Source organism: Mycobacterium sp. E2989 (assembly GCF_001667595.1).
Taxonomy (GTDB): Bacteria; Actinomycetota; Actinomycetes; order Mycobacteriales; family Mycobacteriaceae; genus Mycobacterium.
The window spans coordinates 1-15,029 of the sequence record NZ_LZJX01000104.1 but is presented as its reverse complement, the minus strand read 5'-3'; the positions used below and the strand labels follow the sequence as shown (position 1 = coordinate 15,029).

The following is a 15,029-nucleotide window of genomic DNA, read 5'->3' as shown; positions in this document are numbered from 1 at the left end:
GCACACTCGAAGCCCTGAACGCACGCTCGTTGCCGAGGATCAGCTCTGCGCGTCCCGGGCAACCGCGTGCCGCGGTTGGTACAGCAGCGCACGAACCAGCGGGCGCGGCCCGACCGACCGAAGCATCTGGCTCGCCGGACGGACCCGCACCCGCTTGGGCCACCAGAACCAGCGCCCCATCAGCGTCATGATCGACGGCGTGATCAGCGTCCGAACGACGAAGGTGTCGAACATCAGACCGATACCGATCGTCGTACCGAACTGACCGATCGCCCGCAGGTCGCTGGAGAGCATCGCGGCCATGGTCACGGCGAACACCACACCGGCCGCGGACACCACCGGACCCGTCACGCCGACGCCGCGGATGAGTCCGGTGTTCAGGCCGGCCCCGATCTCCTCCTCGATCCGCGACACCAGCATCAGGTTGTAATCAGACCCCACCGCCAAGAGCACGATCAGCGCGAATTCCGTTGCCACCCAGTGCAACTGGAAGTGGCCCAAATGCTGCCAGATCAGCGTCGAGAATCCGAACGCCGCTCCCAGCGACAGCACGATCGTGCCGACGATGACGCCCGCCGCGACCAGAGCGCGGGTGACGATAACCATGATGATGAAGATCAGCACGATCGACGCCACCGCGGCGATCAGCAGGTCGTACCAGGCGCCGGTGGCGATGTCGTTGAATGTCGCGGCGGTGCCGCCGAGGTAGATGTCGGCGTTCTCCAGCGAGGTGAGCTTCAGCGCCTCCTTGGCCGCGTTGCGCTCTTGCTCGACGGACTTGATGCCTTCCGCGGTTGCCGGGTCCAGGGAGTGAGTGATGATGAAGCGCGCGGCCTTTCCGTCGGGCGACACCATCAGGCTCAACCCGAACTGGAAATCGGAGTTCTGGAAGATCTCCGGCGGCAGGTAAAACAGGCTCTCCACCCGAGCGTCGTTGAACGACTTACCCATCACAGCATTGGTATCGGTGAGCCGGTCGAACTGGTCGATCAGACTGTCGAACGAGCTGTAGATGGTCAGCGTCGTATCCCGGATCGCCTTCGACACGGCGATGTTCTCCGGAATGATCGCCAACAATTCGCGCGTGGCCGCGGCCGTGTTGGTGAGATCGCCGGTGAGGGCGTGGAACTTCTCGGCGAGCTGATCAAACCCGTCCAAGGCGTCGAACAGGCTACGCAGCGACCAGCACATCGGGATGTCGTAGCAGTGCCTCTCCCAGTAGAAGTAGCTGCGGATCGGTCGCCAGAAGTCGTCGAAATCGGCGATGTGGTCGCGAATTTCGTCGGTGATGGCGGCGGTCTCCGCCGTGGTTTTTGCGCTGTCGTCCGTCGCGTTGGCGAGCTTCTGGGTGATCGCGTACTGGCGTTCCAGCAGGGAGATCTGGGTGTCGAGGAATCCGGTGATCTTCTTGATGTCGCCGACGCGGTCTCTCAGGTAGTTGAGGTTGTCACGGATCGGCGCGCTTTGCACGCTGAGCTGGAACGGAATTGACCCGTCTTCGATCGGTGGGCCGAGCGGTCGGGTGATGCTCTGCACCCGTTCGATGCCCGGCACCCGGAAGATGGCACCGGCAACCTTGTCCAGCACCAGCATGTCTCGGGGATTGCGCAGATCGTGGTCCGATTCGATCATCAGGAGGTCCGGGTTGAGGCGGGCCTGGGTGAAGTGCCGATCGGCCGCGTCGTAGGCCTGCACCGAGGCGGCGGTATGCGGCAGGTAGTAGAGGTCGTTGTAGCGCGGGGTGAAGCCCGCGAGACCAAGGGCGCCAACGATAGCAAGAATGACGGAAATGGCGAGGATGGGCGCCGGCCAGCGCACGATGGCCGTCGCCAGGCGGCGCCACCGGGTGTAGTTGAACTTGCGCTTGGGGTCCAAAAGACCGAAGCCACTGGCGACTGCGATGAGAGCGGGCGTCAGCGTGACCCCGGCCGCCACCACCACCAGCAGACCTATCGCGCACGGGAACGCCAGCGAACTGAAGTAAGGCAGTCGGGTGAACTTCAAGCAGGCCAGCGCCCCAACGATGGTCAGACCCGAGCCCAGGACCACCTTGCTGACACCGGCGAAGGTGTCGTAATAGGCGGCTTCGCGGTCCAGACCGCGTTCACGGCCCTCCTGGTAGCGGCCCACCATGAAAATCGCGTAATCGGTACCCGCCGCGATCGCGAGTGAGGTGAGCAGGTTCACGGCGAAGGTCGACAACCCCATGACGCCGGTTTCGCCCAGCAGCGACACCACGCCGCGGCCGGCCGCGAGTCCGACGAAGAGGATCACCATGGTCAGCAACACGGTGCTGATGGACCGGTAAACGAACATCAGCATGATCGCGATGATGACGACCGTGATGATGGTGATCTTGGCCAGGCTCTTGTCACCGACAACGATCACGTCGGCGGTCAGCGCTCCCTGGCCCGCGACGTAGGCCTTGACGCCGGCGGGCGGCTTGGAGTCCGCGACGATCTTGCGCACCGCGGCAACGGATTCGTCGCCGACCGCCCCTCCCTGATCGCCTTTGAGGTTGACCTGGACGTAGGCGGCCTTATGGTCGTAGCTCTCCACACCTGAGGACGTGAAGCGCTGTCCCCAAAAGTTCAGCGCGTGCTCGACGTGTTCGTGGTCGGCCTGGATCTTTTTGACCAGGTCGTCGTAGAACCGGTGCGCGTCCTCGCCAAGCGGTTTATCACCGACCAGGGTGACCAGGACGAGGTTGTCCGAGTCGTACTCCTTGAACTTCTCGCCGATGTGCTTCATCCCGGTGACCGACGGTGCGTCGGACGGCGAGAGCGGAACGGAGATGTCCTCGGCAACCTTCTCCAACTGTGGGACGAAGACGTTGACGCCGACCGCGATCAGCACCCAGCAGACGACGATCGGCAGCGCCAGGACGCGGACGGCGCGGGCAATGCGCGGCTTGTGCTCGACTTCGGTGGGTTGTGCGACGGGTATTTCGTCGGTGTCGCTGGTGTTGTCGGTCATGCGGACTTATCCAGGCAGGAGACCTGCGCATTGCGCGTCTCGGCTTGCCGTTGGTCGACCAGTTTGCCGTCGACCGTGATCCGGCAGCCGATGGAGGCGCTGTCACCTTGCGCGACGACGTAGGCGAAGATGCCGGGCATCTGGGCGACGATCGTCGTCGACCACGGCAACGTGGTGAAGTTGGCCTTTTGCGGTTGCGCGTCGGCATCCATCCAGTTGACGACGCCGGTGGTCCCGGGTGGCCCCAGGATTTCGTAGACGGCGGTCTTGGCGGCGTAGGGCGGGGTCGCATCCCGCGGATCGGGCTTGGGCAGGCCGGGCCCCGGGAAAACGCCGTTGAGGCGGTCCACCGCGACGCCGCCGATGAGCACCGCCACGACCACGACCAGGGGAACCCATGCCCGCTTGAGAAGCGTCAACACCGTTCCCCCCGATCAGGGTCGACCAATGGGCTGATGCTAAGACAGTTCACCCGTTCGAGCATTTCGTCGCGCGCCACGGCTACCCCGAACGTCATGGTTGCCGGATTAATTCCTGCGGTGCGCAGTGTGTTCGGGGCCACATCGTCGCCCGGGCCCCGTGACCGCACCGCTTGCCGAAAGCCGCCTGGGGCCACTCGCCGATGCCGGCCGGCATCACAGCCCTGGAACGGCCTGCGCCGCAGGCGATTTCGCCGCCCAGTGCCGATCTGGCGCCTATTGGCCTGCCGCCCTGTCGAATTCATCGGGATGGCCGCACCGGTCGCCTCGAACCGCGGCGCCCTCGACATCGGCCGACGGCCGAATTAGTTACAAAAAGTAATTCGCTGGCGCCGGCGATTTCCGGTTGAATTGCACACTTGGCGATGCCGCGAAATGCAGAAACGGGCAGCGACTGAGCGCCTCTGCGCGTACCCTGACGACATGGCTACCAAGGTCAGGACCTGCGTGCATTGCGGCCACACGTTCGATCCCAATGACCGACCGCGCGACCTGTCCGACCCCGATTGGCTTCCGGCCGCGTCAATTTATTGTTCGCATGAATGCAGCGACCGGTTCCATTGCGAAATGACGCATTGCTGCTCAACCCACGCGAAAAAGAAGGGTCATCGCGAGGGCGCCAGGGCGGCGCGGTAAACCGCGCTTTTACCGACTCGGCCTAGCCCTCCAGCTTGTAGCCCAGCCCCCGCACGGTCACCAGGTGTACCGGGTTGGCCGGGTCCGCCTCGATCTTGGACCGTAACCGCTTGACGTGGACGTCGAGGGTCTTGGTGTCGCCGACGTAGTCGGCGCCCCATACCCGGTCGATCAACTGCCCGCGGGTCAGCACCCGGCCGCTGTTGCGCATCAGGTACTCGAGCAGGTCGAACTCCTTGAGCGGCAACGTGATCGTGTCGCCGTTGACCGAGACGACGTGTCGCTCGACGTCCATCCGCACCGGTCCCGACTCGAGCACCCCGTCGCTGATCTCGGAGTCGTCGTCGCCGCCGCGGCGGAGCACCGCGCGGATGCGGGCGATCAGCTCGCGCGCCGAATACGGCTTGGTCACATAGTCATCGGCGCCGAGTTCCAGCCCGACCACCTTGTCGATCTCGCTGTCCCGCGCGGTCACCATGATCACCGGGACGCCGGAACGGGCGCGCAACTGCTTGCACACGTCGGTCCCCGACATGCCGGGCAGCATCAGGTCGAGCAGCACGATGTCGGCGCCGGCGCGGTCGAATTCGGCGAGGGCGGCGGGGCCGTCGGTCACCACCGTGGCCTCGAAGCCCTCCTTGCGCAACAGGAATGCCAGCGGATCGGCCAGCGACTCCTCGTCTTCCACGATCAAGACGCTAGTCATAAGCGCGATTCCTCCTCATCGCTGCGCTCTGCATCGTCATACGCGCGGGTCATCTACTCAGTTCTTCCTCTCGTTGTGACCTGTTGGGCCGCACTTCGCGACCCTGCGGTGGCTCGGGTTCTTCGTCAGTGTCCTTGTAGGCCGGAATCGACAGGGTGAACGTGGATCCCGTCCCCGGCTTGCTCCACACCCCGATGCTGCCGTTGTGGTTGGCCGCAACATGTTTGACGATGGCCAAACCCAGCCCGCTGCCGCCGGTGGCGCGCGAGCGTGCCTTGTCCCCCCGGAAGAACCGCTCGAAGACTCGCTCCTGGTCTTCCAGTGCGATCCCGATACCGCGGTCGGTGACGGCGATCTCGATGTTTTCGCCGCGGCGGCGACGGCTGATCGAGACCGGTGAACCGGGCGGCGAGTAGGCGATCGCGTTGGACACCAGGTTGGCCAGCGCGGTGACCAGAAGCGTTTCGTCGCCCAGCACCCGTAAACCGCTGGGCGCGTCGGTGCGAATCTCGATCTGAGCGTTGTCGGCGGCCACCTTGTGGCGTGAAATGGCTTCCGCCACAACGGTATCCACGTCGACCTCGGTCACGTTGGGTAACCGCTCGGCGCCCTGCAGCCGGGACAGCTCGATCAGTTCGGCGACCATGTCGCCGAGCCGGTTGGCTTCCACGAGCACCTTCTCGGCGAACCGGCGGACGGTTTCGGAGTCGTCCGAGGACGCCAGCAGGGCCTCGGCGAGCAGGGCCATGGCGCCCACCGGGGTCTTCAGCTCGTGACTGACGTTGGCCACGAAGTCGCGCCGCGTCGCCTCCATGCGCGCGTAGTCGGACTGGTCGTGGGCGAACACCACGGCGAAGCGGCGGTCTTCCTCGCTGAGCAGCCGCGCCTGCCCGTGCACCGCCAGCCCGGACCGGCCGGCCGCCCGCTTGGCCGGCCGCAGGTCGAATTCCACGTCGACGCCGCTCAGCGCCTGCTGCGCCGCTTCCCACGCCTGGTCGTCGAGCTGCCGGTCCCGCACCAGGCCGAGCTCGGCGGCCCGGTCATTGAGGTAGACGACGTCGCGGTGGGAATCCACCACCGCGACCCCCAGCGGCATTAGCGCGACGATGCGTTGCAGCATCTGCGCGACGGTGATCCCGGTCCAGTCCGGGCTCACGCGCTGCCTGCGCTGGGCCGCTTTCGACGACAGCCGGGTCCCGGCTGCTACCCCTACGGCCAGCCCCAGCACGGACAAGACCCCGGCCAGCAACAGCGCCGAGAACACAGTCACATAGCAAATCCTACAAATCTTCGGAAACACCGCCCTAGCGGAACGAGGCCAAAATCGGACAAGTCACACTTTGCGCTTCAGGTGTTCCACTCCCGTTCACGCGATGTTCGGCAAACAGGCCTTCAAAAACTCCCGATGGGAGCGGTCGGCGGCTACCGCCGGCCCTGGCTGGCAACCGCCGCGGCACCCGCCGCGGCCGCCTCCGGGTCGAGGTAGGTGCCGCCCGGCACCACCGGCCGCAGGTCGCCGCCCAGGTCATAGCGCAGCGGAATACCGGTGGGAATGTTCAGCCCGACGACGTCGTCGTCGGACATCCCGTCGAGGTACTTGACCAGGGCACGCAGCGAGTTGCCGTGCGCGACGATCAGCACCGTCTTGCCGCTGCGCAGGTCCGGGACGATGACGTCGGTGAAATACGGCAGGAACCGGGCCACCACGTCGGCCAGGCATTCGGTCAGCGGGCCGCCGTCGATGTTGGTGTAGCGAGGGTCGGTGTCCTGGCTGAACTCGCTGCCCCTTTCGATCGGCGGTGGCGGCGTGTCGTAGCTGCGCCGCCAGGTCATGAACTGCTCTTCGCCGTAGCGGTCCTTGGTCTCGGCCTTGTTCAGCCCCTGCAGCGCGCCGTAGTGGCGTTCGTTGAGCCGCCAGCTGCGCCGCACCGGGATCCACAGCCGGTCGGCGGCGTCCAGCGCCAGGTGCGCGGTGGTGATCGCCCGGCGCAGCAGCGACGTGTAGAGCACGTCGGGCAACAGGTTGTGCTCGGCCAGCAGCTCGCCGCTGCGGACCGCCTCGGCCCGGCCCTTTTCGGTCAGGTCCACGTCGACCCAACCGGTGAACTGGTTGCTTGCGTTCCATTCGCTCTCGCCGTGGCGGAGCAGCACCAACGTGCCGGTATCTCCCATGCCGGCTAGCTTATTCGTCGTCTTCGTCGATCAAATGGGCGAACGCCTCCAGGTTCTTCAGCGACTCCCCGCGCGACACCCGCCACTCCCACTCTTTCTGGATCGACGAGCGAAAACCCAACTCCAGCAAGGTATTAAAGTCCGCATCCACCGCTTCGAGCACCTGCCCGAGCACCCGGTCGATCTCCTCGGCGTCCACCGATGCCAGCGACATGCGGCCCACCAGGTAGATGTCGCCGACCTTGTCCAGCGTGTAGGCCACGCCGTAGAGGCGGCGGTTCCGCTTGAGCAGGAAGCGATAGACGGCCTCGTGGTTCTCGTCGGGCTTGCGGCACACGAACGCCTCGACGCGCACCGAATGCTCGCCGATGCTCAGGATGGTGTTGGTCTTGAGCCTGCGCTCGCCGGGCAGCGCCACCACCAGCCCCGACAAGCCACCGTGCGCGCCATCGTGTTTCGAGTACTCCAGGCCGCTGGCGCGCAGCGCGTCCTCGATGACGCGCTCGACGGTGGACGTCACGCGCCCACCCCGCGACGCTCGGCGGTGTACTCGCGGATCGCGCGGCGATAGCTGGCCAGCAGCGCGTCCGTGGTGTTATCCCACGAGAACGTGGCCGCGTGCGCGGCGGCGGCGCGGCTCATCGCCTCGGCCTGCGGCGCGCTCAGGCGCAGCATCCGGTCGAGGGCGTCGGCCCACTGCCCGACCTCGTGGCCGGACACCAGCGTCCCGGTGACTCCGTCGCGCACGGCCACCGGCAGGCCGCCGACCGCGGCCGCCACCACCGGCGTGCCACACGCCTGCGCTTCGACGGCCACCAGGCCGAACGACTCCGAATAGCTCGGCACGGCGACCAGGCTGGCGGCCTGGAACAGGGTGGCCAGGTCCGTGCGCGACTGCGGGGGCAGGAAGCTCACCCGCGCGGCGATGCCGAGCTCGTCGGCCAGCCGCCGCAGGCCGTCCGGGGAGGCCATCCCGCTGCCCGACGGTCCCCCGGCCACCACGATGCGCACCCCGGGCAGCCTGGCGGCGGCGCGCAGCACGATGTCGGGCGCCTTCAGCGGCTGGATCCGGCCGACGAACGCGACCACGTCCTCGTCGAGCGGCAGGCCCAGCGCGGCCCGGGCGGCTCGGCGATCACCCGGGCGGAACACCTCGAGATCCACCCCCGGGTGGACGACGTCGATGCGCGCCGGGTCGGCGCGGTGGATCGAAATCAGTTGCTGCGCTTCGTCATCGGTGTTGACGATCAGCCGGTCGGCCTCGTCGACCACCTGCTGCTCGCCGACCGTGCGCAGCGGCGGCTCGGGCGCGTCACCCACGGCCAGCGCCGCGTTCTTCACGGCGGCGAGCGTGTGCGCGGTGTGCACCAGCGGCACCGCCCAGCGGTCGCGGGCCAGCCAGCCCACCTGGCCGGACAGCCAGTAGTGCGAGTGCACGATGTCGTAGTAGCCCGGTTCATGCGACGCCTCCGCGCGCAACACCCCGGCGGCGAACGCGCACAGCTGGGTGGGCAGGTCGTATTTGTCCAGGCCCTCGAAGGGCCCCGCCACCACGTTGCGCACCAGCACGCCGGGCGCCACCCGCGCGACCGGGGGGTCGGCCGACGCGGTGGCCCGGGTGAAGATCTCCACCTCGATACCCCGCCGCGCCAGGTGCAACGCGGTTTGCAGCACGTAGACGTTCATGCCCCCGGCGTCGCCGGTACCCGGCTGGGCCAGCGGCGAGGTGTGCACCGCCAGCACTGCGACGCGGCGCGGTTTCAACCGGAAGACGTCATCGTGCCGCACTCTGTCATCTTTACAGGACGCCGCGCCCACCAGCCCAACGCCCAGGACAGGGGTTCGCGCTAAGCGGAAGGCTCGTCGATGTCGCGCAGGCGCGGGCTCAGCGCCCCGGCGCGGCGCATCGCGCCGAGCGGATCGGCGTAGAGCCCGCCCAACGACACGGTTCCCGCGCCGGCCTCCTGCACCCGGTTGCCGAAGACGGTGACCCGGATGTCGCGCGACGGCAGCACCGAGCGCTCGGCGAACGCCGCCTCCACATGCTCCATCGCCTCGGGATACTCGGTGAAGGCCTGACCGCCGACCACCAGCTCGTCGGGGTTGAGCATGTCGCGCAGCAACGCCACCGCCTCCCCGAGCACCCGCCCCCGCTCGTTCAGCAGTTCTTGGGCCGGCTCGTTGCCGGCCCGGGCCAGCCGCAGCAGGTCGCCGAGGCCGTTTGCCGACGCGTTGGCGCGGCCCGCGGGCACCGGAGGCAGGATCCGCAGCCGACGGGCGGCGGCCAGCACCGCCTCGTCGCTGACCGTGGATTCCAGCTGTCCGCTGCCGCCGAGCAACTCGGAGTGGGCGGGCAGCGCCGCGATGGTGCCGGGACCGCTGGCCGGGCAGTGCACCCGGCCGCCGATCACCAGCGCGTAGCCCACCGTCTCGCGGGCGTAGACGTAGAGGCTGGTCGGTGAGCTGGGCACGAAGCGCCGCAACCCGAGCAACAGCTCGGCCCCCGCCATGGCGTCGACGTGGGAGGCCACCGAGACGGGTAGCCCGAGCGCGTCGGCCAGCACCGGGCCGACGGGCGCCTGCCGCCAGCCGAGGCGCGGGTGGTCGACGTGACCGGTGGCGCTGTCGACGGTGCCACCGATCGCGACGCCCACCCACAGCGGGCGGCGTCGATGCCAGCGCCGCAGGTAGCGGGCGGCGCTTTCGGCCAGCGAGGCCAGCGCGGGCCCGGCGGGGCTGAGCGGCGTCGGCGTCTCGACGGTGTCGAGCGTGCGGCCGAACAGGTCGGTGGCCACGATGCTGGTGGTCCGGGCGCCGACGTGGATGCCCAGCGTCACGAACGGTTCGTGGTTGACCTCGACCGGCACGCGGGGGCGGCCGATGGCCCCGGAGACGGCCAGGTCGGCGCGTTCCCGCAGCAGGCCGGCGTCGAGCAGGGCGATGACTTGGCGGTTGACGGTGGCGATGCTCAGCGAGGTGACGCCGGCGATGACGTCACGCCCGACGGGTCCGCGCAACCGGACGGCCCGGAAGACCGAGGCCGCCGCCGAGTCGGCGATGTGCAGTGCCGGAGGCACGATCTGACGGCGCACCGAGCGGTGGCCCTTGTAGCTGGCACGGCTGGGCGAATGATGAGTCTGGGTAAGGGTATTCGAGCGCACGAGCGTCCTTCTGTCCGATTTTTGTTGGCCGTCACTGGCCACACCTGAAAGTCAGGAGCGGCGAAGTGCGCGACAACAACACGCACCCGCCGCGCAAAGACACGCGGTGGTGGTGCTGGACAGGGCGCTGTGGTGCACCCCGAAAATTTAGCACGTTCACTAAGGTTGTTTCGATGGCTGGAAATGTCAGGAATGAACGGGTCGCGGTGGTCACGGGCGCCAGCTCCGGAATCGGCGAGGCGACCGCCCAGACCCTCGCTGTTCAGGGCTTTCACGTGGTCGCGGTGGCGCGCCGCGCGGACCGGATCAACGCCCTGGCGAGGGAAATCGGCGGAACGGCCATTGTGGCCGATGTCACAGACGACGCCGAAGTCGCGTCGCTGGCCGAGGAGCTGGGCCGGGTGGACGTCCTGGTCAACAACGCCGGCGGCGCGCGCGGGCTGGCGCCGGTGGCCGATTCCGACTTCGAGCACTGGCGCTGGATGTGGGAGACCAACGTGATGGGCACGCTGCGGGTCACCCGGGCGCTGCTACCCAAGCTCATCGACTCCGGCGACGGCCTGATCGTCACGGTGACTTCCGTTGCGGCGCTTGAGGTTTACGACGGCGGCGCCGGGTACACGGCGGCCAAACACGCCCAGGGGGCGCTGCACCGCACGCTGCGCGGCGAACTGCTGGGCAAGCCGGTGCGGCTGACCGAGATCGCGCCGGGCGCGGTGGAGACCGAGTTCTCGCTGGTCCGCTTCGACGGCGACCAGCAACGCGCCGACGCCGTCTACACCGGCATCACGCCGTTGGTTGCCGCCGACGTCGCCGAGGTGATCGGGTTCGTGGCATCCCGACCACCGCACGTCGACCTCGACCTGATCGTCATGAAGCCGCGCGACCAGGCCTCGGCGACCCGCTTTAACCGCCGGGGTTAGCCCCCGGGCTGGAAGTCGTGGTCGGTGAAGTGGAGCTCGTGGGCGTCCCGGACAGGGACGGCGCGGTCGACGGCGTGGCCGGCGCGGTCACCGGAATCTGCGTTGACGGCGGGTGCGCGGTCGGCGGCGGCAGCGCGGACATGGCAACCCAGGTGTCCCAGTCGACGGCCCAGTCCCAGATGTCGCCGTCGGAGTAGGACAGCTGAATGGAGCTTCCAGTCACTTCCACCGGGTCGCCGTACATCGCGCTCTGGTAGTACTGCTCCGCGTCGCCGGTCGACAGGTTGATGCAGCCGTTGGTCACGTTGGTGTTGCCCTGCGCGCCCGCACTCATCGGATTCGCATGGATGAACTCGCCGTTGTTGGAGATCCGCACCGCCCAGCGTTCGTGCACGTGGCTGTAGCCGGCGGCGGGATTGGACATGTAGAAGTCGGCGTACTTCTCGGTCACCACGTGGATGCCGTTGCGGGTGACGTTGCGCGCCTTATCGGCCTCGCCGTAGCTGCACGGGAAGTCCATGATGACGCCCTCGTCCCTGACCACCTGGATGCGGTGCGACGAGACCTCGGCCTTGACCACTTGCCGGCGACCGATCTGGATGTTCAGCGAGATGTCGTCGGCCCCGTAGGCGCTGTCGCCGAACGGCAGGCCGTACAGCTTGGCGTCGACGTTGACGGTGGTGCCGGCCGGGTAGTACTCGCGGGTGCGCCAGTGGACGCGCGCCCCCCCGACTTCGTCGGGCAGCCACGCCCAGCTGCCCTCAACGGGCGGATTGGTGGTGACGGTCAGCGCCTTCTCGACGGCGGCCTTGTCTGCGATGGGGGCGTCGAACTGGATGATGATCGGCGCCGCCACCCCGACGGTCTGGCCGTCAGCCAGCTGGAACGAGCCGCCGATCTTCTTGGTGGGTGACACCGTGGTGAACTTGCCCGCGACCGGGATCGCCTTGCCGTCGTGCCCGACGGCCGAGCCGCTCCAGGTGTAGGTCGCGTCGTAGCCCAGGGGCTCGGTGGTGCTGTAAACGGTGCGATCGGAATTGAACTTGCCCGCCACGGCCTTGCCCGCGGAATTGGTCAGCGCGACGTGCTGGAACCAGCCGTCGGTGATCTCCACGCTGATCGGCGCGATGGGCACCACGTTCTCGGTCGCATCGGCCGGCTGGAACTTCAGCTTGGCGGCGGGCTGCTCCTTTTTCTCGGCCTGTTTGGCCGCGGGGCCGCCGCACGCGGCCAGCACGCTGGGGGCGAAAACCCCCAGTCCGAGGGTCGCCAAAGCCACGCGCCGGTTGACCGGCTGCGGGTTGCGCGACGTGTTCACGAAAGTCAAAGATACCGGGGAAAATCCATCGACCCCGCCGCGACAAATCGGGGTCGGGCGGATTCGGAGCTACAGCCTGCAGCCGAGCAGGACCGGCTCCGGTTGCAATGTGACACCAAACACAGCGTGGACCCCGTCACGGACCGTGCGGGCCAGGGCGATCACCTCTGCCGCGGTGGCACCGCCGCGGTTGGTCAACGCGAGCGCGTGCTTGGTGGACAGCCGGCAGCGGGCCGCCGGATCGTCGGGATAGCCCTTGGCGAAGCCGGCCCGCTCCACCAGCCAGCCCGCGGCCAGCTTGACGCCGTCCGGTGCCGGGTAATGCGGCACCGGCCCGTCCACGCCCGCGGCCAGCCGCTCGTACGCCTCGGGGGCGACGACGGGGTTGGTGAAGAACGATCCCACGCTCCAGGTGTCGTGGTCGTCGTCGTCGAGCACCATGCCCTTGCGGCCCCGCAGCGCCAGCACCGCCTGGCGGACCTTCTCCGGTTCGGCGCGCTCCCCGCCGCTCGCCCCCAGCGCGTCCGCCAGCTCGCCGTAGCGCAGCGGCGCGCTGCGGCCCGACGGGTCCAGCGCGAACTCGACTTCCAGGACCACCCAAGGGGTTTCGTGGCCGGCCCGTTTCAACACACTGGTGCGGTAGCCGAAGCCGAGCTCGGCGCCCGGCACCCAGCGGACCTGTCCGCTGCGACGGTCCAGTATCCGGACCCGGGTGATGGTGTCGGCGACTTCGGCGCCATAGGCCCCGACGTTTTGCACCGGGGTCGCCCCGGCCGAACCCGGTATGCCCGACAGGCATTCCAGCCCGCCCAGGCCGCGCTCGATGGCGCGGACCACGACGTCGTCCCACACCGCGCCGGCCTCCGCGCGCACCACGTTGCCGTCGACGGTGATGCCGCTGTTGGCCAATCGCACCGCGGTGAGGTCGGCGTACGTGTCGGCGATCACCAGGTTGGAGCCGCCGGCGAACACCAGGACCGGGGGTTGTTGTCCCCCACCGCTTTCGGCGTCCAGCTCCCGCAGCACCGCGACCACCTGTTCGGTGCTGGTGCAGGTGATCAGGCGGCGCGCCACCGGCCCGACCCGCAACGTCGTCAGCGGCGCGAGCGACACCGCTTCGGCGACATGCGCACCGGCGAATGTCGAACCGGCATCGCTGGATTTCATGGCCCGTAACGGTAGCCTCACCTGCTATGCCGCGTTCATTCGACTTGTCGGCCGATTACGACGGCAGCGTTGAAGAGGTTCATCGCGCGTTCACGGACGAGACCTATTGGCGGGCTCGCCTGGCCGGATCCGGTGTCGACGTCGCCACCCTGGAGTCGATGCGGGTGGGTGGCGAAACGGGCGACGACGACACCGTCGAGGTGGTCACCGTCCAGGTGATCCACAGTCACAAGCTGCCCGGGATGGTCACGCAGCTGCACAGCGGCGATCTGCGCATCCGGCGCGAGGAGACCTGGGGTCCGGTCGCCGACGGGGCCGCGCAGGGTTGTGTCGTCGGCTCGATCCTGGACGCCCCGGTCAATCTGAACGGCACCGCTGTGCTGTCGCCGATCGCCCAGACGGGCGGTGCCCGGCTGACCTTCCGGGCCACCGTCCAGGTCCGCGTCCCGATCATCGGCGGCAAGCTGGAGAATTTCATCGGCGGCCGGTTGGCCGAACTGATGGCCGCCGAGCAGCGGTTCACCACGGAGTGGATCGCCAGAATGCCTTGAGGTCGCCGCGCCTAAGCTGGCGGCCATGCGAATCGCGCTGGCGCAGATACTGAGCGGCACCGATCCGGGCGCGAACCTGGAGCTGGTGCGCTCCTACAGCGGCCAGGCCGCCGACGCGGGCGCCAAGCTGGTGGTGTTCCCGGAGGCGACCATGTGCCGCTTCGGGGTTCCGCTGGGGCCGATCGCCGAGCCGGTCGACGGTCCCTGGGCGACGGGTGTGCGGCGCATCGCGGCCGACAGCGGGATCGCGGTGGTCGCCGGCATGTTCACCCCGGCCGGCGACGGCCGGGTGAAAAACACGCTGATCGCGGCCGGCCCGGACGGTCTGGACACGCATTACGACAAGATCCACCTCTACGACGCCTTCGGCTTCACCGAGTCGCGCACCGTCGCGCCCGGCCGCGAGCCGGTGGTGATCACGGTTGACGGCGTCCGGGTGGGGTTGACCGTCTGCTACGACATCCGCTTCCCGGCGCTGTACACCGAGCTGGCCCGCCGCGGCGCCCTAGCTGATCGCCGTCTGCGCGTCGTGGGGCTCGGGCCCGGGCAAGCTCGACCAGTGGACGCTTCTGGCGCGGGCCCGCGCGCTGGACTCGATGAGCTACGTCGCCGCGGCCGGCCAGGCCGATCCCGGCGAGCCCCTCACCGGCTCGGGCGCGCCGACCGGGGTGGGCGGCAGCCTGGTGGCCTCGCCGTTCGGCGACGTCGTGGCGTCGGCCGGCCCCGGGCCGCAGTTGGTGGTGGCCGACATCGACGTCGATCGGGTCGCCAAGGCCCGGGAGAGCATCGCGGTGCTGCGCAACCACTCAGATTTCGTTCAGCTCGATAGTGCAGAATCGGTCGGGTGACGAACCCACAAGGACCACCGAACAGGTGGTCGCGGTGCTGCGGGAGCTGGACGCCGAAAGCGGTGGGGGACAACAACCCCCGGTCCTGGTGT

General features: G+C 68.3%; 12 protein-coding genes and 1 pseudogene. 3 read left to right on the top strand and 10 right to left on the bottom strand.

The genetic code is table 11. The features are described 5' to 3' along the window. Positions 1–39 precede the first annotated feature (39 nt). The 8 genes from A5680_RS17605 to A5680_RS17570 all read right to left on the bottom strand — a co-directional run bounded on the left by A5680_RS17605 (position 40) and on the right by A5680_RS17570 (position 10,130). Positions 40–2,976 carry an RND family transporter gene (locus tag A5680_RS17605; RefSeq protein ID WP_055403956.1) on the bottom strand — a complete coding sequence of 979 codons (2,937 nt, stop codon included), beginning with the start codon at positions 2,974–2,976 and terminating at the stop codon, positions 40–42. Further along, a complete protein-coding gene (locus A5680_RS17600; RefSeq protein ID WP_197281275.1) occupies positions 2,973–3,395 on the bottom strand; it encodes an MmpS family transport accessory protein in 423 nt (140 codons plus the stop codon). Before A5680_RS17600 ends, A5680_RS17605 begins: the two co-directional genes overlap by 4 nt. A gap of 718 nt (positions 3,396–4,113) precedes the next feature. Next, a complete protein-coding gene (regX, locus tag A5680_RS17595; protein ID WP_036352187.1) occupies positions 4,114–4,797 on the bottom strand; it encodes a two-component sensory transduction protein RegX in 684 nt (227 codons plus the stop codon). A gap of 49 nt (positions 4,798–4,846) precedes the next feature. Beyond that, a complete protein-coding gene (locus A5680_RS17590; RefSeq protein WP_156349598.1) occupies positions 4,847–6,067 on the bottom strand; it encodes a cell wall metabolism sensor histidine kinase WalK in 1,221 nt (406 codons plus the stop codon). A 152-nt stretch (positions 6,068–6,219) separates the two neighbouring features. Next, positions 6,220–6,969, bottom strand: a complete 750-nt coding sequence (locus tag A5680_RS17585; protein WP_067821603.1) for a phosphoglyceromutase — start codon at positions 6,967–6,969, stop codon at positions 6,220–6,222. 10 nt (positions 6,970–6,979) lie between these two features. Next, on the bottom strand, positions 6,980–7,489 hold the full coding sequence (locus A5680_RS17580) for a YbjN domain-containing protein (protein WP_055403960.1): 510 nt from the start codon (positions 7,487–7,489) through the stop codon (positions 6,980–6,982). Then, positions 7,486–8,787 carry a D-inositol-3-phosphate glycosyltransferase gene (mshA, locus tag A5680_RS17575; RefSeq protein WP_231977649.1) on the bottom strand — a complete coding sequence of 434 codons (1,302 nt, stop codon included), beginning with the start codon at positions 8,785–8,787 and terminating at the stop codon, positions 7,486–7,488. The genes A5680_RS17580 and mshA overlap by 4 nt, the downstream gene beginning before the upstream one ends. A 29-nt stretch (positions 8,788–8,816) precedes the next feature. Continuing rightward, on the bottom strand, positions 8,817–10,130 hold the full coding sequence (locus A5680_RS17570) for an ROK family transcriptional regulator (protein ID WP_067821597.1): 1,314 nt from the start codon (positions 10,128–10,130) through the stop codon (positions 8,817–8,819). 173 nt (positions 10,131–10,303) lie between these two features. On the opposite strand from A5680_RS17570, the gene A5680_RS17565 reads away from it, so the two are divergent. Continuing rightward, positions 10,304–11,053 carry an SDR family NAD(P)-dependent oxidoreductase gene (locus A5680_RS17565; RefSeq protein WP_067821595.1) on the top strand — a complete coding sequence of 250 codons (750 nt, stop codon included), beginning with the start codon at positions 10,304–10,306 and terminating at the stop codon, positions 11,051–11,053. Here A5680_RS17565 and A5680_RS17560 read toward each other — a convergent pair. Together A5680_RS17560 and A5680_RS17555 are read right to left on the bottom strand one after the other, a co-directional pair. Beyond that, a complete protein-coding gene (locus A5680_RS17560) occupies positions 11,037–12,419 on the bottom strand; it encodes an Ig-like domain-containing protein (protein ID WP_197499808.1) in 1,383 nt (460 codons plus the stop codon). The genes A5680_RS17565 and A5680_RS17560 overlap by 17 nt on opposite strands. 21 nt (positions 12,420–12,440) lie before the next feature. Then, positions 12,441–13,538: a UDP-N-acetylmuramate dehydrogenase gene (locus tag A5680_RS17555; RefSeq protein ID WP_067821587.1), complete on the bottom strand. Its 1,098-nt coding sequence runs from the start codon at positions 13,536–13,538 to the stop codon at positions 12,441–12,443. A 26-nt stretch (positions 13,539–13,564) separates the two neighbouring features. On the opposite strand from A5680_RS17555, the gene A5680_RS17550 reads away from it, so the two are divergent. After that, positions 13,565–14,089 carry a DUF2505 domain-containing protein gene (locus tag A5680_RS17550; RefSeq protein WP_055403966.1) on the top strand — a complete coding sequence of 175 codons (525 nt, stop codon included), beginning with the start codon at positions 13,565–13,567 and terminating at the stop codon, positions 14,087–14,089. A gap of 25 nt (positions 14,090–14,114) precedes the next feature. Continuing rightward, positions 14,115–14,937: pseudogene (locus A5680_RS17545) on the top strand (carbon-nitrogen hydrolase family protein). Positions 14,938–15,029 lie beyond the last annotated feature (92 nt).